Genomic DNA, 20,506 nt, shown 5'->3' with positions numbered 1-20,506 from the left:
TTCGGTAGGCTTTGGTAGGCTCGTTTAGTCTGGCTGGAGACGACAACCTCCCCCAGCAATGAACTCCCAAAATCTGGCGCGGGTGCTGTGCCTGAGCAATGGCCACGGAGAAGATGAGGTGGCTAGCCGCATTGCCTCAGCCCTCACCCAACGAGGGATCCCAGTGCAGGCCCTGCCGATTGTGGGGGAAGGGGTGGCGTATCGACGGCGAGGGATCCCGCTGCTGCCCCTGACCCAGGTAATGCCTTCGGGGGGATTTATCTACCAGGATTGGCGGCAGCTGTGGCGGGATCTGCGCGCTGGCTTGTTGGGCCTGACGAGGCAGCAACTGGCTCTGGTGCGCCGCCTAGCCAAGCAGGTGGAGCTGGTGCTAGCCGTGGGAGACATTGTGCCCCTGGCCATGGCGTGGTGGAGCGGGATCCCCTACGTTTTCGTGGGCACGGCCAAGTCGGACTACTACTGGCGGGATGAGCGGGGGCCCTACCGCCGCCCTTGGCTGGGCCAGCCGGCTTCCGATTACTTGCCCTGGGAGCGCTGGCTGATGGCCCACAGGCGCTGCCTGGGTTCTTTTCTGCGGGATGAGCTGACGGCAACTGGCCTACAGCAACGGGGCCTAAGGGCCTTCTACCTGGGCAACCCGATGATGGACGACTTAGAGCCGCGGGGGGAATTGCCTTTGGATCCCAGCCGGCCTGCGGTGCTGTTGCTGCCGGGATCCCGTCCTCCGGAAGCCTACCGCAACTGGGCTTTGATGATGCAGGTGGTAGAGCAACTGCCGCCGGAAATCCAAGTCTATGCAGCCCTCAGCCCCAACCTGGAGCGGGATCCCCTTCAGAAGAAGATCCCGTCTCGGCGCCGCGACCTGCTGCTGGTGTGGGGAGATTTCGGCACCTGTGCTCACCGAGCTACGGCGGTGTTGGCCATGGCGGGGACGGCCACGGAACAATGCGTCGGCCTAGGAAAGCCAGTGGTCACCCTGCCGGGAGAGGGGCCACAATTTACCCCGCGCTTTGCCGAAGCCCAAAGCCGCCTTCTGGGATCCGCCGTCCACCTCACTTCTCCCCAGCAGGCCCCCGCCGTGCTCTGCCAAATTCTGGACCGCCTAGCCAGGGATCCCGATTACGCCGCCCAACTGCGGGCCCACGGGCAACGGCGCATGGGATCCCCTGGGGCCACCCAGCGCATTGCCGACCAGATCGCAGCCCTGCTTGCCGGTCCCCGGGACTAATCTGTGGCGGTCTCAAGGCTACTGAGTCCCGCTCAGCTTGCCCCAATTGCTGCCGCCCTGTTGCCCCTTTGCCTACGCTGGAGAAGGGGGATCCCTTGGGTAGGTAGCCGGTTCTGCCTACTTGGAGGGCGTTTTGGAGCAGCTAGAGATGACCTGGGACTTAGGGCGATTTTGGAACACCCTCACCTACTACGAGGTGCTACCCTTTGCCAGCTTCTGGCGCTGGCTTCAGAATGGCTTTCAAAGCCCAGAAGTTCCCTTTATGCCTCCTTCTCTGACGCCAGCCACTTCCCTTCCTCTGGTTCTTTTGGGCGATGGCCTGCCCGAAGGTTTGACAGAGGGGTTGCGCCAGCAAGGGGCGGAGGTGGGGCAGAGCCAGGACTGTGCGACAGCCAGGGTGATCTTGGGGCTGGGAGCGCCAGAGGTGGCCAGGGCCCACCTGGAACGGCTGCGCCGCAGCGGCCAAACGGAACAGATACTCTTTGACTTCCGCCAGCCCAACCCCCAGTGGAACCAGTTCTGGGGCATCTTGGACGATGTGGTGATGGGTGGGGTGAGCCAAAGCCAACTGCTCTGGGGAGAGGGCGAGCTGCTGTTTACGGGCCAGGTTTCCACGGCCAACTTCGGCGGCTTTGTTTCCACGCGCACGCGCAATTGGCAGCCTCCCTTGGACGCCTCAGGGTTTGCTGGCCTGGAGCTGCGGCTGCGGGGCGATGGACAGCGCTACAAGGTTTTGCTCAGGGATCAAGGCGGCTGGGACAGCCCAGCCTACGCCTACGCCTTCGACACCACCCCTGGGGAGGAGCAGACCGTCCAGGTTCCTTTTGCCGAGATGGTGCCCACCTTTCGCGCCCGCCGGGTTGCCGCTCCCCCCTTGAATACCCGCCAGATCTATTCGCTGCAGCTGATGCTGAGCAAGTTTGAAGTCGACGGCAGCCCTAACCCTCGTTTTCGGCCTGGGCCCTTCCAACTGGGCCTGCGCTGGATTGGGCTTTACCGCAGCGACCCCCTGCCGCAACTGATTGGGGTGGCCCAGGGATCCCTGTCGCCCGCGTGGGTGACAGCCCTGCAGGAGAGCTCCAGCCGCTGGTGTGGGGTGGAAATTCCCGCCGGGATCGAGGGATCTACCTTAGCCGCTCACCTGCTGCGCCTTTTGCGCTCGCCCGAAAGTGTGGGCCGGGTGGTGCCTTTAGAAGCTTTCCCTGGCTAAGCTTTGACCCACTGCTGGGATCCCTTTGGGCTGCTGACAAGGCCCGTCAGGCTGGGCGCTCTGGTCAGAGGTGGAGAGCTCTAGGCGCACTGGTTGGGATCCTAGGATCCCGCCCTGCTACTGCCGGTGGCCAAGAAAAGATTGGCTGCTCTGGGGATTCCGCTTTCCGACCTCTTCGAGACTCCACAGACCTTGGGGCTACAAGGTCTAAGGATGGCGTGTCCCATCGGGAAGAATTGTGCCCGTCAAATCTTTGAACCATCCCCATCCGGGATCAAGCTGGGCACCTTTTAGGTTGGCCCCTCTGAGCTGAGTACCCAACAGTTTGGCCCCCCTCAGGTCAGCCTCACTCAGGTTGGCTCCGCTCAGGTCGGCCTTGCTCAGGTTGGCCTCCCTCAGCCTGGCCTTGCTCAGATTGGCCCCGCGTAGGTCAGCGTTGCTCAGGCTGGCATCCCACAGATCGGCCCCCCTTAAGTCAGCCCAGCGAAAGTCTCGCTTGCCTGCTTCATACTTTGCTTGAACATCTCCAACTTGACGTAGGGGGATCCGGTACGCCTTGGCCGCCTGCACGTGCTGGGGATTATGCGATTTCAGGAGCGCTTCCCAAGCAAGTAAACTTCACTTGCCAATTCTTGTCCTCGTGCAGCGTCTTAATCAGAAGCTGCGCACCTTCTTCCCCGTGTTGGAGAGCATTTCTGAGAGCTCGGATTCTCACTTGAGGATCCGGACTGGCCAGGGCTTGTCGAACAGCCACCAGGCCACCTATGACCGGATCGAATCCGCCAGGCCCTTGTCCGCCTAAAACAGGATCGAAGTTTTCCATCACCGTACTGTCTCCTCGTGAGACGTTAGCTAGCCCGCCGGGATACCCGTTAGCGCTACGCGCTGGGGGAGTGTGGAGGTTACCAGACGCGGCAGCCCCGTGTCCTTATTGTTGGCAGGGATCCGGCAGGCGTCCAGGTGGCGGACTGGGTGGCCACCGCTCTCCTGGCCAAGCTGCGTGCGGCGTTGCGGTGGATTCAAGGGATCCCGTTGGCTTCCTCTTTGTGACGGTTCTGTCCTTTCCCCTTTCCTAGGAGCTATCTTGTAACCCTTCTTCACCTGTGGCCCTACCTTGATCCTGGTGCTGGCGGTTGTTGCAGCATACTCAGGGGGGAGCCGTCCACTTTTTTTCAGGAAGGGTTGGCCCCTATGGGCTGCGCTCGTTTGTACCCTATCTTTGAGATCCGCTGCGGGTTCCTGGCAAGCACGGCGTAGGTGCCCGATTGCCTGGTAACCTGGGATCCCAGCCTGTAGCAGCCCCTTTTGGCTGTCGAAGAATATGGGCCAGTATGTGCTGCGTATTAGCGACCTTCCCCTTCGGGACCGCCCGCGCGAGCGACTGCTCAGCCAAGGGGCCAAAAGCCTCTCCCACGCCGAGCTGTTGGCCATTTTGCTCAACACAGGCCAGGGGCCGGGCAAGCTCTCTGCCTTGGGCCTAGCTCAATTGCTCCTCAAAAAACTGGAAGCGCAAGGAGATCCCCTTGCCCAGTTGCGCCAGGTGGAGGCCGGGGAGCTGCTTCAAATTGAGGGCATCGGCCCGGCCAAGGCGGCAACGGTACTGGCGGCCATCGAGCTGGGGCGGCGGATCTTTTTGGCCCGACCACCTGAGCTGACGGTGATTGAATCGCCAGAACAGGCGGCCATGGCCCTAAGCGCCGACCTGATGTGGGAGGCCCAAGAGCACTTTGCCGTCCTGCACCTGGATATCAAGCACCGCCTCATCGGCCAGCAGATCGTAACGCGGGGAACCGCCACGGAAACCCTCACCCACCCCCGGGAAACCTTCCGCAGCGCCATCAAGCAGGGAGCCAGCCGCATCCTGGTGGCCCACAACCACCCCTCTGGCAGCTTGGATCCCAGCCCCGAGGATCTGGCTCTCACGCGGCAACTGCTGCAGGCGGGACAACTGCTGCAGATCCCCGTTTTGGATCACCTCATCCTGGGCGGCGGTCAGTTCCTCAGCCTGCGCCAACACACCAACCTCTGGCAGGAGTTTCCCCAGCCAGAATGAGCCCCCTGACCTACTCTGCCTGGGGAGAGGAACTATCGGTCTCCAAAAGCGGCTCAAAGCGCATGCCCACCCTGAGCTGGCCGCCGTTGACCAGATCCCAAGCCGACTGTTCTTTTCTGCCAGGCAGCTGGGCCCGCCGGATTAGGAGGGATCCCTCGCCGGTAGCCACGTACACCCCTTCTCCCTTGGCCAGTCCCACGACTTCTCCAGGGCTGCCCTGGGGAAGAGGATTAGGTGGCGGGTGCAACTGAGGAGAGGCGGAGCGGACAATCTTAATCCGCTGCCCCTGCAAGCCGGTAAAGCAGTTGGGGGAAAAGGCGCGGATTTGATTGTGCAAAGCCTGGGCCGAGCGCCGCCAATCGAGCTGGAAGTCCTGTTTTTTGAGCAGGGGGGCGTAGGTGGCCCGCGAGTCATCCTGAGGAATGGGGGTCAGCTCTCCTTTTTCCAACTTCAGCAGCGTCTCCACCAGCAGGCTTGCCCCCAGTTGGGCTAGTTGGGAGGTCAGCTCCAAGCCGGTCTGCTCCGGCCCGATGGGCAGCTTGGCCTGCAGCAAGATGGCTCCTGTATCTAGGCCCTCGTCCATGAGCATGGTGGTGACCCCAGTCTCGGTCTCGCCGTTGGCAATGGCCCACTGGATGGGGGCAGCGCCGCGGTAGGCCGGCAGGAGGGAGGCGTGGACATTGACGCAGCCCAGCCGGGGCATCTGCAGCACCGCCGGTGGCAGGATTTGGCCATAGGCCACCACCACAAACACATCGGCAGCCAGAGCCGCCAGCGCCGCCAGCACCTCTGCATCCCGCCGCAAACGGACAGGTTGCCACACGGGGATCCCCTGGGCTTGGGCAAGGACCTTCGTGGGCGGAGGAAGCACCCTTTGTCCTCGTCCCTGGGGCCGATCCGGCTGGCAGACCAATCCTACTACTTCAAAAGGAGACGGCGGCTGCAGGAGAGCCTGGAGCGAAGGTAGGGCAAACTCCGGCGTGCCAAAGAAGACAACCCGCATGGCCAACCCCCTGAACCCTGCCCTTTAGTCTAGGGCGGCGGGGGAAGGCCGAGGGGGCTCGCCATCGGCAGCGTCGGCTGCTGGAGAAGGAAAGGGAGAAAGCCTGCCTGGGGGAGCCTGCCAAAAGGTGGGCTGTTTGAGATCGAATTCCTGGCTCCAGCTTGGAAAGAAAGAGCTTAGCTTTTGCCCAGAAAGCCGCAGCCGTTGCACAAAGGTCAATTCTAAGCGCGTTAGAACCCGCCGCACAAAATCCTTGGCCCAGGCTGGATCCGGCGCCTCTGCAGCCTGCAAGTTAATCTGCAGCCAGCCCAGCTTGGGATGCAGGTGAACCCGAGCGCGGATTCCTTCTGGGTGGAGCAAGTAGTTGAGCACCTCCTGGAGGGCCTCCTCATCCCCCTGCCGGGCACGGTACAAGGGGCTGTTGGGGTTGGGCGGCGGCTGGTAGCGCCACTCGCGGTGCCATTCCGGGATCCCTTCGTTGGGGGGAAAGCCGAACAGCTCCACCTGGCGCTGCCGGTAGCTCAGCGCCATTTCCTCTAGGGTTGGCAGGAGGCTCTCCAGCAGCCAGTCCGGATCCGGGAGGGGCTCCCCTTCTAAACGCAGTAACAGGCGGTGGCCGGAAAGACGCGCCTGGACTTGGAGAGAGCTCAACCCTAGGGCACTCAGGGCTGCCTGCAGGCGCGCCACCCTCTCCGACAGCGGAGGCTGGGGAGAAGCTGCAGAAGAAGTAGCCACTGGTGGAGATCCCTGGGTAGCTTCGGATCCAACCTAGCTCAGCGCCTAGAGTTGCTGAAAACCACTAGAGGGTTTGAGCAGGCTGAGGTTTAAGTCCCTGCCCCGCCTGCACGCAAACTTGCCCTTGTCGATCAAACAACGTTACCGCCAACGCTAGGGATCGGCCGGCGTACTTTTGCACATAGGCTGCTGCCCGCTCGCAGATTCGGCAAGCCAGGGCCTGCAGCACCGGCTCTGCCCAACCCAGGCTTTCTAGGTACTGCACTGCTGCTTCCACCGTTCCCACCTCCAACAGCCGTCGCGCCTGCTCGGCTGCTCCCCCACAGCGGATCAAGGCTGCCACCAGAATCTCCAGGCGGGCATCGGCCACATGGCTGGAGGTGGTGAAGATGCCGCCTGCTAGCTTGATGAGTTTGCCGTGGTAGCCAATCAAGTGAACGGCCTCCGCCCCCCGCAGCGCCGCCTCCACCAGCAGCGGCCCTACCCAATTGGCTACCCGCAGGATTTGCTCTGCCGGGATCCCTTGCCGCAGGGCTACCTGTTGCCCGTGGCTGCCTAGGCAAAAGGCCAGCTGCCTGTGCTGCTCGAGCTTCTGTTGCAGCTCTTGCCGGGCTTGCTCCAGACTTTCGGCACTGGCAGAAGGCTCCACCTCCGCCCGTGTCCCCACCAGCGCTAGCCCCTCCAGCACCCCGAAAGCAGCATTGGAGGTGCGTTCTGCCAGCAGCTTGCCTTCCGGCAAAATGATGCGCACCCGCAGGCGATAACCCTCCGGGATCCCTGCCAAAAGGTTGACCTCAAACAGACGCCGGGCGTAGGCAGAGATGGCTGGACTGCCGTCAGCGCGTCGCCCTAGCCCCTCGCCCGCTTCTAGAAGCAAAGGGGGAGCGGTGGGATCTTTTTCCTCCAGAGCCACCCACCCCCAGACCGGCGTGTTGCGGGTGAGATCCAGGTGAGGGCCGGGATCCGAGCGGGTGATGGCTAAAGCGGTGTTCTCCGACAACGTGGCCACCTGCTCCACCGGGATCCTGACCGATCCCACCTCAGGCTCCACCTGCACTGCCACGACGGGACAACCACCCTCCTGGGGCAAGGGAATCTTGAGGAGGTGATGAAAGGCTGCCTTGGCAGCAGCCACTGCAAACACGGGCAAGGTGTAACCTCGCTGAGGGGAGGAGGGGAGGGAATCCTGCATTTTTTGTTCAATCGTTAAATGATCTGGGCGAAGGGAGGGAGGGATAGAAACCTGTCTTTTCAATGGGAGTAAAGAGTTAAGAGCGTGGCAGCTATGAGCGAAACCTTGCAGCACTATTTTGAGCGTCTGGAGGGGCAAATTCAGGAGCTGAAAGCTGCCATTGAACGGCTGCCAGAACAGGTGGCCGCTGCCCTGCTGGTGCGGCAAGAGGCCAAAAAAGCTGTGCCCGCCTCCTCCTGCTATAGAACCCTAAACGCCGACTTGGTCGGAGATGGGAGCCATAACTTTTTGCTGGAGGAGGATCCGCCTGTAGTCGGCAACCGCCAGCCGACCTATGATCTTGCCCCTGAGGCCCAGATCCAACGCTTGAGCGCGCAGCTAACTGCTGCTTACAACCGCATTGCCGCCCTGGAGGAGCAGCTCTTGGCCCAGCGCCTGCGCAAATAACCTAGCGAGGTTCCAGGGCAGGAGCGGCAAGGGGATTAGCTCTGCGTTGCACATCCTGCATCTGGAAGCCATGCTTGCGCAGCTCCTGATCCAGCAGCAGTTCGTTTTCCACGTAATCAACAAACAGCACACCGTTGAGATGATCGATTTCGTGTTGGATGACCCGCGCCAGCAAGTCATCGGCTTGGATTGTGCGGGGCCGTCCGCTTTCGTCCTTAAACGACACCACCACTCCCTGGGCGCGTAGAACCTCACAGAAGACGCCTGGAATGCTTAGGCAACCCTCCTGAGCAGCCACCGTTTCGCCAAGGTACTCGCGGATCTCCGGATTAATCAGTACCAGCGGCGGCACTTCTGGCTTGTCGGGATAGATGTCCACCACAATCAAGCGCTTGGGAACGCCCACCTGTGGCGCTGCCAGACCAATGCCATCAGCGCTGTACATGGTCTGCAGCATATCGCGCGCCAATTGGCGGATCTCGTCGTTGACTTGGCTAATCCGCTTGGCCGGTTGCCGCAGCACCTTGTCCCCCATGCGATGGATGCGCAGCGGTGGGTTTTTGAGTTTAACTTTGGGGACAGAAAGCGTGGCCACCATCGGGCAGGTCTCTGAACAAACATCAGGTTGTCTAGCTGGCCCCCTCATTCTACACTTGCTCAAACCCCGGGGACGCCTGGAAGTTAGGCCTGAGGACTCACGACTGCTCAGGGCTGTTCGGGGATCCCTGGGCCTTCTGGTCAAGGGCTTGCTTGAAGCCCAAGGCCACCAAAATGTTGGAGAGAGTGAGAAAAGCCTCTGCCCCTCCATGGAGGGGATCCACATTGGCTAAAGAAGTGCCGTAGTGCTTCTGGGCGTACAACCCTGCTGGGATGCTGACGGCAACAAAAAGCAGCAGCAGCCAAAAGCCCGCCACCGCCAAGCGCGGGATCCGGCGCAGCCGCGACAGGAAGAACAAAAAGAGCAAGTAGGGAAACAGAGAGAGAGCAAACAAGCTGTTCATTGCTTAGCTGGGATCTCGTTCCTCCGCTTGCTCGGCCCGCCAAATGCGGTAGGCTGCCCACGCCAGCGTACAGTTGCCCAGCAGGGTAAACCCAGCCTGAGCAGTCACCAGCCCCTCCAAGTTGGGGTCGTTGTCAAACCAGTGCCAGGTAATGGCACACATGGCTCCCACCAGCGCCGGCAGCATCGCCCAGCTCAGGCTTCGCCATTCGGGGCGCCCCATTCGCTCCCCAAACTGCCACACCCAAACGATGGCCGCCAGCCACTCCAAGACGCTGGCCACGTGAATCCACCAGGTGGGAAATGAAAGGGCATGCATACACCCCTAGGCGTTGAGGAACTGGCGCAGCAACTGGCGGTAGGTGGCCTCCTGCAGCAGCATTTGCTTGTGCAGCTTGACCAGGATGTCCTTAGCTTGCTCCGGGCTCATGCGAGCCACCAGCATCTCAAAAGCCCGCTGGCGAAATTCTTGTTCCAAAGAAAGACCTGGCGTTTCCTCCATTATCGTCACCTCGAGAGGCTTGGGGGTAGGTCAGAGACTTGCTTTGGGCTATTCCAACCCTGCCCCTGACGCGCGACGCAGTCAGGATAACACATATCTTAACAATCTCCCTTAACAAGCTGCAATAAGATGCCAAGTCCTGGTAGCTAGGTGGGGGAGGGAGATCTCAACGAAGTAGCAGAAAAAGTCCAGTTCTACAGATTTGACGAGGGCGCATTTCGGATAGGGAGATGCGAAGCTTTTTGAGCAGGGATCCCTTTACGTCTTGTTATTTTGGGCAAGCGAGCAAGGCGTCATGGTAGAAGTGAAGTACCTTGAGCTGGGGCTGCTGCTCCTCCTGACCTGTGCCTTGCCTTGCTTACATTGCTATGACTATTTTTGTGGGAAACCTAAACTATAAAGCTTCAACTGAAGAGCTCAAAGCCTTCTTCCAGCAGCGGTGGAACGTTAAGTCAGTTACGATCCCGAGAGACCGAGAAACCGGCCAGACAAGGGGTTTTGCATTTGTGGAGTTGGCCACCAAGGCGGAGGAAGAAGAAGCCATTAACGTTGCCAACGGTCAGGAATTTATGGGTCGGCCCTTGCGGCTAGAGTGGGCCCGGCCGCGCCGAGAGACTTAGATCCCAGGCTGGGCCTGGAATTTAGAGAAGGGCGGCTGAGATGGTGAGGCTGTTGCATTTTTCCGATGTCCATTTGGGCAGTGGCCTAGCCTACGGCTCCATCAACCCGGCCACAGGACTGAACACCCGCTTGGAGGATTTTGTGGCTTCCTTGCAGCGGTGCATTGACCTTGCCCTCGATCTAGCTGTGGACTTAGTTCTGTTTGGGGGAGATGCCTTTCCCGATGCGACGCCGCCCCCTCGGCACCAAGAACTCTTTGCCCAGCAGTTTCGCCGGTTGGCCGATGCCGGCATCCCGACCGTTCTCTTGGTGGGTAACCACGACCAATACGGACAGGGCCAGGAGGGCAACAGCCTAGCCATCTACCGGGCCTTAGGGGTGGCGGGGTTTGTCGTCGGGGATCGGCTGCAGACCCATTGGATTGAAACTCGCAGCGGCCCAGTCCAGGTGACCACCCTGCCTTGGCTAAACCGCTCCACCCTACTGGCCCGCCAAGAGGGCTTGGGCCTTGACCCTGAAGGGCTGACCCAGAAGCTGCTACAGCGCTTGGATCTGGCGCTGGAAGGGGAGGCCCGCAGGTTACGGCCCGGGATCCCGGCAATTTTACTAGCCCATGTAATGGTAGATACAGCCCGCCACGGGGCCGAGCGGCATCTTTCGGTAGGCAAAGGCCTGACGGTGCCCCTCTGGTTGCTGGCGCGGCCAGCTTACCAGTACGTGGCTTTGGGGCATGTGCACTGCCACCAGGTGCTCTGTCGGGATCCCTTGGTGATCTATCCCGGCAGCATCGAGCGGGTGGACTTCGGGGAGGAAAAAGAGGAAAAAGGTTGCGTAGTGGCAGAGGTTACGGCCACAGGAGCAAGCTACGAATTTTTGCCCTTGCCCGCCCGCGCCTTTCACACCATCCGCCTCGATCTCACCCCCTATCCCCCCCAAGAAGTGCAAGCCAAACTCCTGGAGGCCATTGCCAAGGCCCCTGTAGCCGGCTCCATCCTACGCCTCATCTACCGCCTTCGCCCCGACCAGCTCGATGGCATTGACGAGCGGGCTCTGCACCAAGCCCTTGCCCCTGCCTTCAGCTACACCATTGCCCCAGAAGTGGTCAGCCCTGGCCGCATCCGCTTGCCGGGCTTGGATCCCAGACATCTAGAGCCCCTGACGGCTCTGGAGCAGTATCTAGCTGACCGCAGCGATCTGGCCCCTTTGCGCAACGAGTTGCTGGCGGCTGCCCGTCAGTTGCTGGCGGAAGCAGCAGATCCCTTGCCGGAAGGGAATGCCAACGAGGAGGAGGTGGATCCTCCAAGCCCCGCCGACTGGGAAGAGCAGCAATTGCCCTTGTTCTAGGGCTCTGCCTCCATTGCTTTGACCTTTGTCGGTCAGAGGTGGGGAGCAGGGCCGCTTCTAAAGAACCTTTGCCGCGTGATCCGGATCACTTCGGGAGGGGGGGGAAACGGCAGAGACTGGAACTGGGTTGAAGTCGTTGGCAACGACGCTCTCAGCTCACTTCCAGGGAACTAACCTAGGCTGGCAGATCTCACCCTGCCAGTCTTTCCTTTTGTAGAGCTGGGGAGCCGTGGAAAGCAAGGGATCCCTGCAGTTATCATGTCACTGCCAGGCTCCGCCTCGACTTCGAAAGAAGCTGGAGGTGGAGTGGATTTGTCTCGAGAAAAGAAGGAGCAAAGGGCATGGAAAGCGTACTGAGATCTCTAGTGATCGGGGCAATTGCCGGTTGGCTGGCAGGGTCTATCCAGCGCGGCTACGGTTTTGGCCTGATCGGTAACATCATTGTCGGCATTTGCGGAGCAGTTGTGGGAGAATACCTTTTCAACTTGCTCGGCTTATGGGCTACAGGTCTGCTGGGGAAATTGTTGATGGCAACCGTTGGCGCTTTGGTTTTGTTGGCGTTGGTCAACTTTCTTCGCCGGGCTTGAGAGTACGTTGCCAGCGGGCAGGGATAGCTGGCGTGACCCTGCTTTCTTGGGTGGCTGTGGATCAAACCCGTGTCTGGTTCAGATTGCTGGGTAAGGAGCACCTCTGCTCAGGCCGGCAGCTGTCCAATGAGAAAAAGGGGGCCATAGAGCCCACCCTTTCCGTGACCTACTCCCGGCACTGAGTACAGCGCAGGGCTCAGCTACCCCCACCACCCCCACGAGCTAAAGCCGGGATGGCAGAGGGGCAGCTAGCGGTGCAGGTAAGTGTAGGCCCGCAGGTTGTCTTCAAAGTGCTGCTGCAGCGCCCTAGCCTGCTCTAGAGTGATCTGCCCCCTTTGTAGCGCGGCTTCAGTGGCGTGGTGCAGGGCTTCCACCAGGTCTTCGCTGGTGTATTGCACCCAGCTCAGCACCTCAGCAATCGTGTCTCCCTTGATCACTTGGGAGACGTGATAGCCGCCAGGACGGGTGCGGACATGCACCGCGTTGGTGTCGCCAAAGAGGTTGTGCAGATCCCCCAGGATCTCCTGGTAGGCACCCCCCAAGAACACCCCCAGCAGGTAGGGCTGCCCGTCGGGATCATGCAGCGGCAAGACCGAGGTGATTTGGCCGTCTTCGCCAAAGAAGCGGTTGATCTTGCCGTCGCTGTCGCAGGTTAGATCCGCCAAGGTAGCCCATTGGCGCGGCTCCTCGTCCAGACGGTGGATGGGCATGATGGGAAAGACCTGGCCGATGGCCCAGCTATCCGGCAGGGACTGGAACAGGGAGAAATTGCCGTAGTAGATGCTGGCCAGCATCTCGTCCAGCTCCAGGAGATCTACAGCCACGGGCTGTCCTGCCTGGTACTGCTCGTAGGCCAAGGTGCAGATCTTGTCGGAGCAGTTCCAAAACAGCCGCTCCACCTCGGCCCGCTCCTGCAAGCTGAGGGATCCCTCGATGAACTGGCGCAGGGCAGCTTCTTTTAGCTCCTGGCAGCGGCGATAATCGGCCACTAGGGTATCGGGCCGGATCTCGTAGTAGAGCTGGTTTAGCTTCTGGATCACCTCTGCATTGGAGGTGAGGTGGGTAGGCATGGGGTAGGGGCTAGCCACATTGACATCCTGCACGTCAAAAACCAACACCGACTGGTGGGACATCAAGGCCCGCCCGCTTTCGGTAACCAGCACCGGTGGCCGGATCCCATGCGGCTGCAGGGTGGTCAGCACTGTCTGCACCACGGTGGCGGCGTAGTCCTCGACGCTATAGCTCTGGGAGAAATGACTGGCGGACTGGGATCCGTCGTAGTCAACCCCTAAGCCGCCGCCGATATCCAGGTAGCCCATCGGCGCTCCCAGCTTGACGAGTTCAATGTAGATCTGGCTGGCCTCCCGCACAGCCCGCCCGTGCACACTCGCCATCGAGATCTGCGAGCCGATGTGGTAGTGCAACAGGCGCAGACAGTGCAGCTTGCCGACTTCCCGCAGCCGTTCCACCACCTGCAAAATCTCCGTCGCTGTAAGGCCAAACTTGGCCCGATCCCCGGCCGAGGTGCCCCAGCGCCCGCTGCCTTGGGTAGAAAGCTTGGCCCGCACCCCCAGCATGGGATCAATGCCCAGGTGCTCGGCAGCCTGCAGCACCAGCTCCAGCTCCTGCAGCCGCTCCAGGACGATGATGGGCGTGCGCCCCAGCCGCTGGGCCAAGAGGGCCGTTTCCATAAAGTCGCGGTCTTTGTAGCCATTGCAGATTAGCAAAGCCCCAGGAGTGTCCAGCAGAGCTAGGGCAATCAACAGCTCCGGCTTCGATCCCGCTTCCAGGCCAAAATGGTAGGCGCGGCCGTGCTTCACCACCTCTTCCACCAGGTGGCGCTGCTGGTTCACCTTGACCGGGTAAACCCCCCGATAGACATTGGGGTAGCCAAAGCGCTCAATGGCCTGCTGAAAGCTCTGGCAAAGCTGCCGCATGCGGTCGGCCACAATCTCGGGAAAGCGAATCAACAACGGCAACTGCAAACCCCGCGCCACCAGATCCTTCACCAGGTGGTACAGGTCAATGCCCGGTTCCTGCTGCTGTAGGCCCTGTGGGGTTACCTCCACATGACCGGCGGCGTTGATACGGAAGTAGGGCTCCCCCCAGTAGCAGATGCGATAGAGCTTTTCGCTGTCTCGCAGTGTCCAGGGAGAACGAGTCAAAGTCGGCATAGCAGTCCCCCAGATACCGAGATGTGAACAGCGCAGGATTTCCGCACAGAATCCACAATATATTGCTCTATTTCAGAAGGCGTCAAGATTTTTCCCAAGCAGGGAGGCTGTGCCGGAAACCGCCTAAGCCTTGCCAGATAAGGCTTTGGGCTTGAGAGCTCCTTGAAAAAGGCTCTAGCGGCAAGCTCTCTCTTTCTCTTTCTTTTGCTGTTTTTCTTAGTCTTTCTCACTAATGCTCTTTTTTGCCTCGATGGATCCCCGCTGTAACCCTGCGGGGAAGGGCACGAACGCCTGGCTGCTCCTCAGCAAAGGGGTGATTGGCGACGTGAAGTTGGTCTGGGCCTGCAACTCTTGCGGTGGCGGCCCTGGATGAGTTTTTCTCCCCACTCCCGAAGCTTCGACTCCCCAACCCCGCAGGTACGGAGATCCGTAACAGGTCGGCTTTTCAACCCCCAGAAATGGGCGGCATTCTCGCCCTAGCGTTGCCAACCACCTGGTTAAGATCGGCTCAGGAAATGGCTAAGCCTTTGCCAGATTTTCGCAAGTTGGCTGCCCAAGCTACCCCACAAGCGGATGGGCTGGCGGCGGTAACCGAAGTCCTGTACACACAAAGAGGAGAAGAAGGAGCCGATGGGAAAAGTTGTAGGAATTGATCTGGGCACAACCAACTCGGTTGTCGCCGTAATGGAGGGGGGTGTCCCCACGGTTATTCCTAATGCCGAGGGGAGCCGCACCACACCCTCGGTAGTTGCCTTTACCAAGGATGGGGAGCGCCTGGTGGGTCAGATGGCTCGTCGCCAGGCAGTGCTCAACCCCGAGAACACCTTTTACTCCGTCAAGCGGTTTATCGGGCGCAAGTACGACGAGGTGGGCGCCGAGGCCAGGAGGGTTCCCTACCAGGTGCGGCGGGATGAACGGGGCAATGTCAAGTTGTACTCACCCCGCATGAACAAGGAATTTGCCCCCGAGGAAATCTCGGCCATGGTGCTGCGCAAGCTGGTCGAAGATGCCAGCCGCTACCTGGGTCAACAGGTCACCCAAGCCGTTATTACCGTGCCTGCCTACTTTAACGACTCTCAGCGGCAGGCCACCAAAGATGCAGGCCGCATTGCTGGCTTGGAGGTGCTGCGCATCATCAACGAGCCGACCGCGGCTTCCTTGGCCTACGGCTTGGATAAGCGCACCAACGAGACCATCCTTGTCTTTGACCTGGGCGGTGGTACCTTCGACGTCTCCATTCTCGAGGTAGGAGATGGGGTCTTTGAGGTGAAAGCCACCAGCGGCGACACGCAACTGGGCGGCGACGACTTCGACAAGAAGATCGTCGACTGGATGGCCGAAGAGTTCAAGCGCATGGAAGGGATCGACCTGCGGCAAGACCGACAGGCCCTGCAGCGGCTAACAGAAGCTGCGGAGAAAGCCAAGATTGAGCTGTCCAGCGTCTTGGAGACCACCATCAACCTGCCCTTCATCACTGCCACTGCCGACGGTCCGAAGCACCTGGAGCTGAAGCTCTCGCGCGCCCACTTTGAGCACCTCTGCGCCGACCTGCTAGAGCGCTGCAAAGGTCCGGTGGAGCAGGCCCTGCGGGATGCTAAGCTCACCAAGGCTGACATCAACGAAGTGGTGCTGGTGGGCGGTTCCACCCGCATTCCGGCGGTACAGCGGTTAGTGAGGGAACTGCTGGGCAAGGAGCCCAACCAAACCGTCAACCCCGACGAGGTGGTGGCTGTCGGCGCTGCCATCCAAGCCGCGGTGCTGGCGGGCGAGGTGAAAGACGTGCTGCTCTTGGATGTCACTCCCCTGTCGCTGGGGGTAGAAACCCTGGGCGGTATCGCCACCAAGCTGATCCCGCGCAACACCACCATTCCCACCCGCAAGTCGGAGATCTTCTCCACAGCGGAAGATGGGCAGACCTCGGTGGAAATCCACGTGGTTCAAGGGGAGCGGGAGTTGGCTCGCGACAACAAATCGCTGGGCCGCTTCAGGCTGGAAGGGATCCCACCCGCTCCTCGCGGTGTGCCCCAAATTGAGGTGACCTTTGATATCGACGCCAACGGCATCCTCAAGGTAACGGCTAGAGACAGAGGAAGCGGCAAGGAGCAGAGCATCTCCATCACCGGCGCCTCCACGCTCGATAGCAAAGAGGTGGAGCGGATGATTGCCGAAGCGGAAAAATACGCCGCCGAAGACCGCGCCCGCCGCGAGAAAATCGAGCGCCGCAACAAGGCCGACTCTCTGGCCTACCAGGCCGAGCGGCAGTTGAAGGAGCTGGGAGACAAGATCTCCTCCAGCAAGCGCAGCCAAATCGAGACCCTGGTGCGGGAGCTGCGGGAGGCCATCCAGCGCGATGACGACAGCGCCATCCAAAGCAAGGAGCGGGAGCTGCAGGAGGCTCTCTACGCCATGAGCAGCGAGCTCTATCAGCAAGCTGGCGCTTCCTCTAGCTCCACTGCTAGCGCAGGGAAGACTGCCGGCGGCAGCGATGACGTCATCGACGCCGATTTCACTGAGGCCAAGTAACCCCTGCGGGATCCCTCTAGGAAGGAGGGATCCGGCTTCTGGTGCCAGTTTCAACAGGAGGAGGGAGGGGATGGGCAAGGGTCACTAGCCCGCCTCCTTCCTTCTTCGGGGTTGGTAGCCCTCTGCCTGCGGATGCCTCCATGCAAAGCTTCAAGGACTACTACAAAATTCTGGGGGTTAGCAAGACAGCCACTGCTGAGGAGATCAAGCAGGCCTATCGTCGCTTGGCGCGGAAATACCACCCAGACGTCAACCCCAACGACAAAACTGCTGAGGAAAAGTTTAAAGACATCAACGAAGCCTACGAGGTTCTCTCCGATCCCAGCAAGCGCAGGCAGTACGACCAATTCAGCCAGTACCACCAGCAGGGTGGCTTTCGCTACCGGCGAGAGACCTACAGCAGCCCCTTTGGCGAAAGCTCCTTTGGCGAGGACTTTGGCTTGGGGGGAGGGGGCGTCGATTTCGACCAGTTTGAAGACTTTCAGGATTTTATCGATCAACTGCTAGGGCGAGTGCGCAGCTCTGGCAAAGACCGCAGCAGTCCTTCGGCCAATGCCAACTACGACGCGGAGGCCACCCTCCACCTTTCCATCTCGGAAGCGTTTGAGGGGGGAAAGCGCCGCCTGCGGGTGGGCGGGGATCGCGTGCTTGAGGTGAGCATCCCACCGGGAATCACGCCGGGCAAGCGAATTCGCCTGCGCGGCCAGGGCCACCCCAAACCCAACGGGGGCGCTGGCGATCTCTACCTCAAGATCGAGTTGAAGGAGCATCCCTTCTACCGCCTAGAGGGGTTTGACGTCTACTGCGACCTGCCGCTTAGTCCCAGCGAGGCGGTTTTAGGTGCCCAGGTGGAGGTGCCCACGCTAGACGGGCTGGTGAAGCTGCGCATCCCGCCAGGGACGCAACCAGGGCGAAAGCTGCGGTTGGCAGAGCGGGGCTTTCCCAAGGGCAACGGGGAGCGGGGCGACTTCTACGCGGTAGTTCAGATCTATTTGCCCACGCGGCTTTCGGAGGAGGAACGAGAACTCTACGAAAAGCTGCAGCGCATCCAGTCCTACGATCCCCGCGCCGCTCTCAAGCTCTAGCTAGGCAGTTGCCTTGGCTAGCTCTGGAGTGGGCGGTTGGAGAGCCCGGTCCAAGAGCTCCATGGGGTGGTAGATGGGGATCCTGGCCTTGCCTTGCAGGCGCAGGTGCTTTTGGATTTGCAAGCGGCAGCCGATGTTGGCGGAGACGATCCCCTGGGCGCCGGTGTTGAGGAGGTTGGCCACCTTTTGGGATCCCAGCTCGTCCGCCACCTCGGGTTGCAACAGGTTGTAGACGCCGGAGCTGCCACAGCAGAGGGCAGCATCGACGGGATCCCGCAGCTCCAGGCCCGGGATCTGCCGCAGCAGTTGGCGCGGCTCCTGGCTAAGGCGCTGCCCGTGCAGCATGTGACAGGCATCCTGATAGACCAGCACCAAGGGATCCGGCTGCAGCGGATGGAGAGGAGCGGTCAACCCCACCTGAGCAAGAAACTCCTGGATGTCCTTGACTTTGGCCGCAAACTGGGCTGCTTTCTCTTGGTAGTGGGGATCCTTACCCAGGATGTGGCCGTACTCCTTCAGCGTATGCCCGCAGCCAGAGGCAGTGATGAGAATGGCATCCAAGTCGTAGACAGCAAAAGCATCCACCATCTGGCGGGCCAGAGTTTTCGCCTGCTGCAATTGCCCTTGGTGGTGGGGCAAGGCTCCGCAACAGCCCTGGGCAGGTGGGATCACCACCTCACAGCCATTGTGGGTTAAGACGCGCATGCTGGCCTCATTTACCTGGGGGGCAAACAGGCGCTGCACACAGCCAAGAATCAGCCCCACGCGAAAGCGGCGCTCGCCCACCGCCGGGATCCGCTCCGGATAGCGCTTGGGCAAAAGGTGCTCCACCTGCAAAGGGGGCAGCAGCGATTCCATGGCCGCTAGCCGCGGGGAGATTTTTTCCAGCCCCTTGTGGACCCAGGCGCCGATCCCCATCTTTTGGTAGAGCCAGAGGGGCCAGAGCAGCGGTCGCAGCCGCTCCGGATAGGGGAAGAGGAAAAAAATCAACTGGCGGTACAGTCGATCCCAGAGGTTGCGGCGGTAGTTGCGCTCAATCTGAGGTCGGGTAGCGGCAATCAGCCGGTCGTAGCGCACCCCCGAGGGGCAAGCCGTTACACAGGCCAAACAGCCCAGGCACGTGTCGAAGTGGGAAACCACTGCCGCTGAGAGAGAGATTTGGCCCTGATTGAGGGCGTCCATCTGGTAGATGCGGCCCCGCGGCGAATCCGTCTCCTTGCCGAGGACGCGATAGCTGGGGCAGGTGGTCAGGCAAAACCCACAATGCACACAGGCATCGATCAGCTTCGGATCCGGGGGATCCACCCCATCAAAACCCGGCCCTTGCGATAAACTCATTGGCTTCGACCTATCGCGCTCTCAGCTCTACATGGCCATGCAGGGAGACCATTGGCAGCTTGCCATCCTGCCTGCAGTTTTTCTGCATCTTAATCCCAGAGTGAGGGGGCTGATTACATCCCACGGCAGAGCAAAGCTGCCAGGCCTGGCCAGAGCCTCCCAAAAAGGTCAGCTCCCGCCCTTGGGAGGCGGCACCCGGAAGCCACTTGGCAGCTTCTCGCCCTGGGCAGCCGCTTCCAGCGCCGCTAGGAGGAAGGCTTCGAATTGACGCACCGCCCCTAGGTCGAAGTACAGGTGCGTTTTGGCTGCTGCTACAGCCTTGCTGGCAAAAGCGAGGCAGCGTTCTTGGTCACGAGCAAAAGCAAGGGCTGTGGGCGCATAGTCCTCGATGGAGGGGGCAATAGGCGCAATCTCGGCGATCCCCATCTGCTCGTAGGCTGCTGCCACAAAACGCGCACGGGCAAAGCGCCCAGGCCAGGTGACAATTGGTTTGCCGTAAGCCATGGGCTCGTAGAGAGTGTTGCCTGAGCCGAAATGAATGGGATCCAGCAAAACATTACAGTGGGCCACCAAAGCCATGAAGCGATCAAGCGGCTGGTACGGCAGGAAGCAGACCCGTTCGTTGAGGATAGGGGCACTCTTTGCCCAGCGCGCCCTGAGCTGCTCGCTCCAAGCCTTGGCGAAGTTCTCAATCATGACAATGTGGCCCTCGGGGTCGCCCTCAGCAATGGCTGCTAGCACCGCGTCGAAGTCAGGGTGCAGCTTAAACAAAGATTGAGGGCAGCCGTAGAGCCGGCCGTGCTCTGGCAGGCCCAGTTCTGTGCGGGAGGGAATTGACGTTGGCAAGCTGAAAAGTTGGTAGCAAAAGGGGAGGCGGGTAAAACGCACCAAGCGCTCACTGTAGTAGGCTTCTGCTCCTTCCGGTTCCATCGGCGCATCTCCCCCTAGGAAGTAATCAACTGTATCGATGCCGGTGGTATCCGGATGGCCGTAACTAACCATCTGCACAGGCGCAAGCCGCGCATAGGCCAGAAAGTAGGTGGATGGCCACATGCCAATGTCGGGGTAGAAGAGGGCATCGAGTTCAAGGGCTGCAACTTGTGCTTGCCACTGGGGAAGTCGACCGCTGAGGGTCACCGTTCGGTCGCAAGCAGCTTCCAACCTAGCTCGCAGTTGGTCACGCTTGGCTTGTGGTGGGTAGATGAGGATGACCTCAAAGCGGGAACGGTCAAGCTGAACCAGAAGGCCCTGGTAGAGCTTGCCGATGGTGTGGTTGACAAGCAACTGGGAGCAAAAGCCAACCCGGATGCGCCGACCTGTAGGGAACTGCCAGCGGGCAACATGCGGCGCTTCAAAGTTCAACTGCGGCGCCTTAGCCCGAAAGAGCCGACAGAGACCTTCCATGAGCGCTCGGTCGTCGGCGTTGTGGTAGGCAAGGTAGAAGGAAAGAGAGCCGCTGAAGTA

20 protein-coding genes are annotated in these 20,506 nt (G+C 60.6%); 9 read left to right on the top strand and 11 right to left on the bottom strand.

Going from position 1 to position 20,506, the window contains the following annotated elements; genetic code table 11:
* Positions 1 to 58: 58 nt before the first annotated feature.
* Both NW814_RS03605 and NW814_RS03600 read left to right on the top strand, forming a co-directional pair.
* A complete protein-coding gene (locus tag NW814_RS03605; RefSeq protein ID WP_414405238.1) occupies positions 59 to 1,228 on the top strand; it encodes a lipid-A-disaccharide synthase-related protein in 1,170 nt (389 codons plus the stop codon).
* A gap of 148 nt (positions 1,229 to 1,376) precedes the next feature.
* Positions 1,377 to 2,438, top strand: coding sequence for a CIA30 family protein (locus NW814_RS03600; RefSeq protein WP_414405237.1), 1,062 nt, complete (start codon positions 1,377 to 1,379; stop codon positions 2,436 to 2,438).
* A 207-nt stretch (positions 2,439 to 2,645) separates the two neighbouring features.
* Here the strand turns inward: NW814_RS03600 and NW814_RS03595 are convergent, their stop codons facing one another.
* Positions 2,646 to 3,008, bottom strand: coding sequence for a pentapeptide repeat-containing protein (locus NW814_RS03595; protein ID WP_414405236.1), 363 nt, complete (start codon positions 3,006 to 3,008; stop codon positions 2,646 to 2,648).
* Positions 3,009 to 3,759: 751 nt separating this feature from the next.
* Here NW814_RS03595 and radC point away from each other — a divergent pair.
* On the top strand, positions 3,760 to 4,491 hold the full coding sequence (gene radC / locus NW814_RS03590) for a RadC family protein (RefSeq protein ID WP_414395154.1): 732 nt from the start codon (positions 3,760 to 3,762) through the stop codon (positions 4,489 to 4,491).
* A 10-nt stretch (positions 4,492 to 4,501) separates the two neighbouring features.
* Here radC and fmt read toward each other — a convergent pair whose 3' ends face one another.
* The 3 genes from fmt to cbiD all read right to left on the bottom strand — a co-directional run bounded on the left by fmt (position 4,502) and on the right by cbiD (position 7,421).
* Positions 4,502 to 5,494: a methionyl-tRNA formyltransferase gene (gene fmt / locus NW814_RS03585; protein ID WP_414405235.1), complete on the bottom strand. Its 993-nt coding sequence runs from the start codon at positions 5,492 to 5,494 to the stop codon at positions 4,502 to 4,504.
* A 24-nt stretch (positions 5,495 to 5,518) separates the two neighbouring features.
* On the bottom strand, positions 5,519 to 6,229 hold the full coding sequence (locus tag NW814_RS03580) for a hypothetical protein (RefSeq protein WP_414405234.1): 711 nt from the start codon (positions 6,227 to 6,229) through the stop codon (positions 5,519 to 5,521).
* Positions 6,230 to 6,293: 64 nt separating this feature from the next.
* Positions 6,294 to 7,421 carry a cobalt-precorrin-5B (C(1))-methyltransferase CbiD gene (gene cbiD / locus NW814_RS03575; RefSeq protein ID WP_414405233.1) on the bottom strand — a complete coding sequence of 376 codons (1,128 nt, stop codon included), beginning with the start codon at positions 7,419 to 7,421 and terminating at the stop codon, positions 6,294 to 6,296.
* A 93-nt stretch (positions 7,422 to 7,514) separates the two neighbouring features.
* Here cbiD and NW814_RS03570 point away from each other — a divergent pair, with 93 nt between their 5' ends.
* Complete coding sequence (locus NW814_RS03570) at positions 7,515 to 7,868, top strand: hypothetical protein (protein ID WP_414405232.1); 354 nt, start codon at positions 7,515 to 7,517, stop codon at positions 7,866 to 7,868.
* A gap of 1 nt (position 7,869) precedes the next feature.
* Here the strand turns inward: NW814_RS03570 and def are convergent, their stop codons facing one another.
* From def to NW814_RS03550, 4 genes are all read right to left on the bottom strand, one after another.
* On the bottom strand, positions 7,870 to 8,466 hold the full coding sequence (gene def, locus NW814_RS03565) for a peptide deformylase (RefSeq protein WP_414405231.1): 597 nt from the start codon (positions 8,464 to 8,466) through the stop codon (positions 7,870 to 7,872).
* A gap of 97 nt (positions 8,467 to 8,563) precedes the next feature.
* Complete coding sequence (locus tag NW814_RS03560) at positions 8,564 to 8,869, bottom strand: DUF3593 domain-containing protein (protein ID WP_414395000.1); 306 nt, start codon at positions 8,867 to 8,869, stop codon at positions 8,564 to 8,566.
* A gap of 3 nt (positions 8,870 to 8,872) precedes the next feature.
* Positions 8,873 to 9,187: a DUF2499 domain-containing protein gene (locus NW814_RS03555; RefSeq protein ID WP_414405230.1), complete on the bottom strand. Its 315-nt coding sequence runs from the start codon at positions 9,185 to 9,187 to the stop codon at positions 8,873 to 8,875.
* Between the two features lie 6 nt (positions 9,188 to 9,193).
* Entirely contained in the window at positions 9,194 to 9,370 is a 177-nt protein-coding gene (locus NW814_RS03550; protein ID WP_414395003.1) for an NblA/ycf18 family protein, read from the bottom strand.
* A 368-nt stretch (positions 9,371 to 9,738) separates the two neighbouring features.
* Here NW814_RS03550 and NW814_RS03545 point away from each other — a divergent pair, with 368 nt between their 5' ends.
* The 3 genes from NW814_RS03545 (at position 9,739) to NW814_RS03535 (ending at position 11,922) form a co-directional block, all read left to right on the top strand.
* Positions 9,739 to 9,990, top strand: coding sequence for an RNA recognition motif domain-containing protein (locus tag NW814_RS03545; RefSeq protein ID WP_414395004.1), 252 nt, complete (start codon positions 9,739 to 9,741; stop codon positions 9,988 to 9,990).
* A 40-nt stretch (positions 9,991 to 10,030) separates the two neighbouring features.
* Positions 10,031 to 11,335 carry a metallophosphoesterase family protein gene (locus NW814_RS03540; protein ID WP_414405229.1) on the top strand — a complete coding sequence of 435 codons (1,305 nt, stop codon included), beginning with the start codon at positions 10,031 to 10,033 and terminating at the stop codon, positions 11,333 to 11,335.
* Positions 11,336 to 11,676: 341 nt separating this feature from the next.
* Positions 11,677 to 11,922: a GlsB/YeaQ/YmgE family stress response membrane protein gene (locus NW814_RS03535; RefSeq protein ID WP_414395007.1), complete on the top strand. Its 246-nt coding sequence runs from the start codon at positions 11,677 to 11,679 to the stop codon at positions 11,920 to 11,922.
* Between the two features lie 248 nt (positions 11,923 to 12,170).
* Here NW814_RS03535 and speA read toward each other — a convergent pair whose 3' ends face one another.
* On the bottom strand, positions 12,171 to 14,096 hold the full coding sequence (speA, locus tag NW814_RS03530) for a biosynthetic arginine decarboxylase (RefSeq protein WP_414405228.1): 1,926 nt from the start codon (positions 14,094 to 14,096) through the stop codon (positions 12,171 to 12,173).
* A 630-nt stretch (positions 14,097 to 14,726) separates the two neighbouring features.
* Here speA and dnaK point away from each other — a divergent pair.
* The gene (gene dnaK, locus NW814_RS03525; RefSeq protein ID WP_414405227.1) at positions 14,727 to 16,619 is read left to right on the top strand and encodes a molecular chaperone DnaK; all 1,893 of its coding nucleotides are present in this window, start codon (positions 14,727 to 14,729) and stop codon (positions 16,617 to 16,619) included.
* A gap of 140 nt (positions 16,620 to 16,759) precedes the next feature.
* Positions 16,760 to 17,704, top strand: coding sequence for a DnaJ C-terminal domain-containing protein (locus tag NW814_RS03520; protein WP_414395011.1), 945 nt, complete (start codon positions 16,760 to 16,762; stop codon positions 17,702 to 17,704).
* Here NW814_RS03520 and NW814_RS03515 read toward each other — a convergent pair whose 3' ends face one another.
* The gene (locus NW814_RS03515) at positions 17,705 to 19,042 is read right to left on the bottom strand and encodes a (Fe-S)-binding protein (RefSeq protein ID WP_414405226.1); all 1,338 of its coding nucleotides are present in this window, start codon (positions 19,040 to 19,042) and stop codon (positions 17,705 to 17,707) included.
* A 168-nt stretch (positions 19,043 to 19,210) separates the two neighbouring features.
* On the bottom strand, positions 19,211 to 20,506 hold a 1,296-nt coding region (locus tag NW814_RS03510), incomplete at its 5' end, for a hypothetical protein (protein ID WP_414405225.1).

The organism is Synechococcus sp. R65.1, assembly GCF_047461755.1.
Classification (GTDB): domain Bacteria; phylum Cyanobacteriota; class Cyanobacteriia; order Thermostichales; family Thermostichaceae; genus Thermostichus.
The sequence above is the reverse complement of the archived record's forward strand: the minus strand, read 5'-3'. Positions and strand labels throughout refer to the sequence as shown.

Coding starts and splice junctions, on each gene's coding strand:
- NW814_RS03605 (WP_414405238.1), top strand. CDS start 59: ATGAACTCCCAAAATCTGGCGCGGGTGCTGTGCCTGAGCAATGGCCAC.
- NW814_RS03600 (WP_414405237.1), top strand. CDS start 1,377: ATGACCTGGGACTTAGGGCGATTTTGGAACACCCTCACCTACTACGAG.
- radC (WP_414395154.1), top strand. CDS start 3,760: ATGGGCCAGTATGTGCTGCGTATTAGCGACCTTCCCCTTCGGGACCGC.
- fmt (WP_414405235.1), bottom strand. CDS start 5,494: ATGCGGGTTGTCTTCTTTGGCACGCCGGAGTTTGCCCTACCTTCGCTC.
- cbiD (WP_414405233.1), bottom strand. CDS start 7,421: ATGCAGGATTCCCTCCCCTCCTCCCCTCAGCGAGGTTACACCTTGCCC.
- NW814_RS03570 (WP_414405232.1), top strand. CDS start 7,515: ATGAGCGAAACCTTGCAGCACTATTTTGAGCGTCTGGAGGGGCAAATT.
- def (WP_414405231.1), bottom strand. CDS start 8,466: ATGGTGGCCACGCTTTCTGTCCCCAAAGTTAAACTCAAAAACCCACCG.
- NW814_RS03560 (WP_414395000.1), bottom strand. CDS start 8,869: ATGAACAGCTTGTTTGCTCTCTCTCTGTTTCCCTACTTGCTCTTTTTG.
- NW814_RS03555 (WP_414405230.1), bottom strand. CDS start 9,187: ATGCATGCCCTTTCATTTCCCACCTGGTGGATTCACGTGGCCAGCGTC.
- NW814_RS03550 (WP_414395003.1), bottom strand. CDS start 9,370: ATGGAGGAAACGCCAGGTCTTTCTTTGGAACAAGAATTTCGCCAGCGG.
- NW814_RS03545 (WP_414395004.1), top strand. CDS start 9,739: ATGACTATTTTTGTGGGAAACCTAAACTATAAAGCTTCAACTGAAGAG.
- NW814_RS03540 (WP_414405229.1), top strand. CDS start 10,031: ATGGTGAGGCTGTTGCATTTTTCCGATGTCCATTTGGGCAGTGGCCTA.
- NW814_RS03535 (WP_414395007.1), top strand. CDS start 11,677: ATGGAAAGCGTACTGAGATCTCTAGTGATCGGGGCAATTGCCGGTTGG.
- speA (WP_414405228.1), bottom strand. CDS start 14,096: ATGCCGACTTTGACTCGTTCTCCCTGGACACTGCGAGACAGCGAAAAG.
- dnaK (WP_414405227.1), top strand. CDS start 14,727: ATGGGAAAAGTTGTAGGAATTGATCTGGGCACAACCAACTCGGTTGTC.
- NW814_RS03520 (WP_414395011.1), top strand. CDS start 16,760: ATGCAAAGCTTCAAGGACTACTACAAAATTCTGGGGGTTAGCAAGACA.
- NW814_RS03515 (WP_414405226.1), bottom strand. CDS start 19,042: ATGAGTTTATCGCAAGGGCCGGGTTTTGATGGGGTGGATCCCCCGGAT.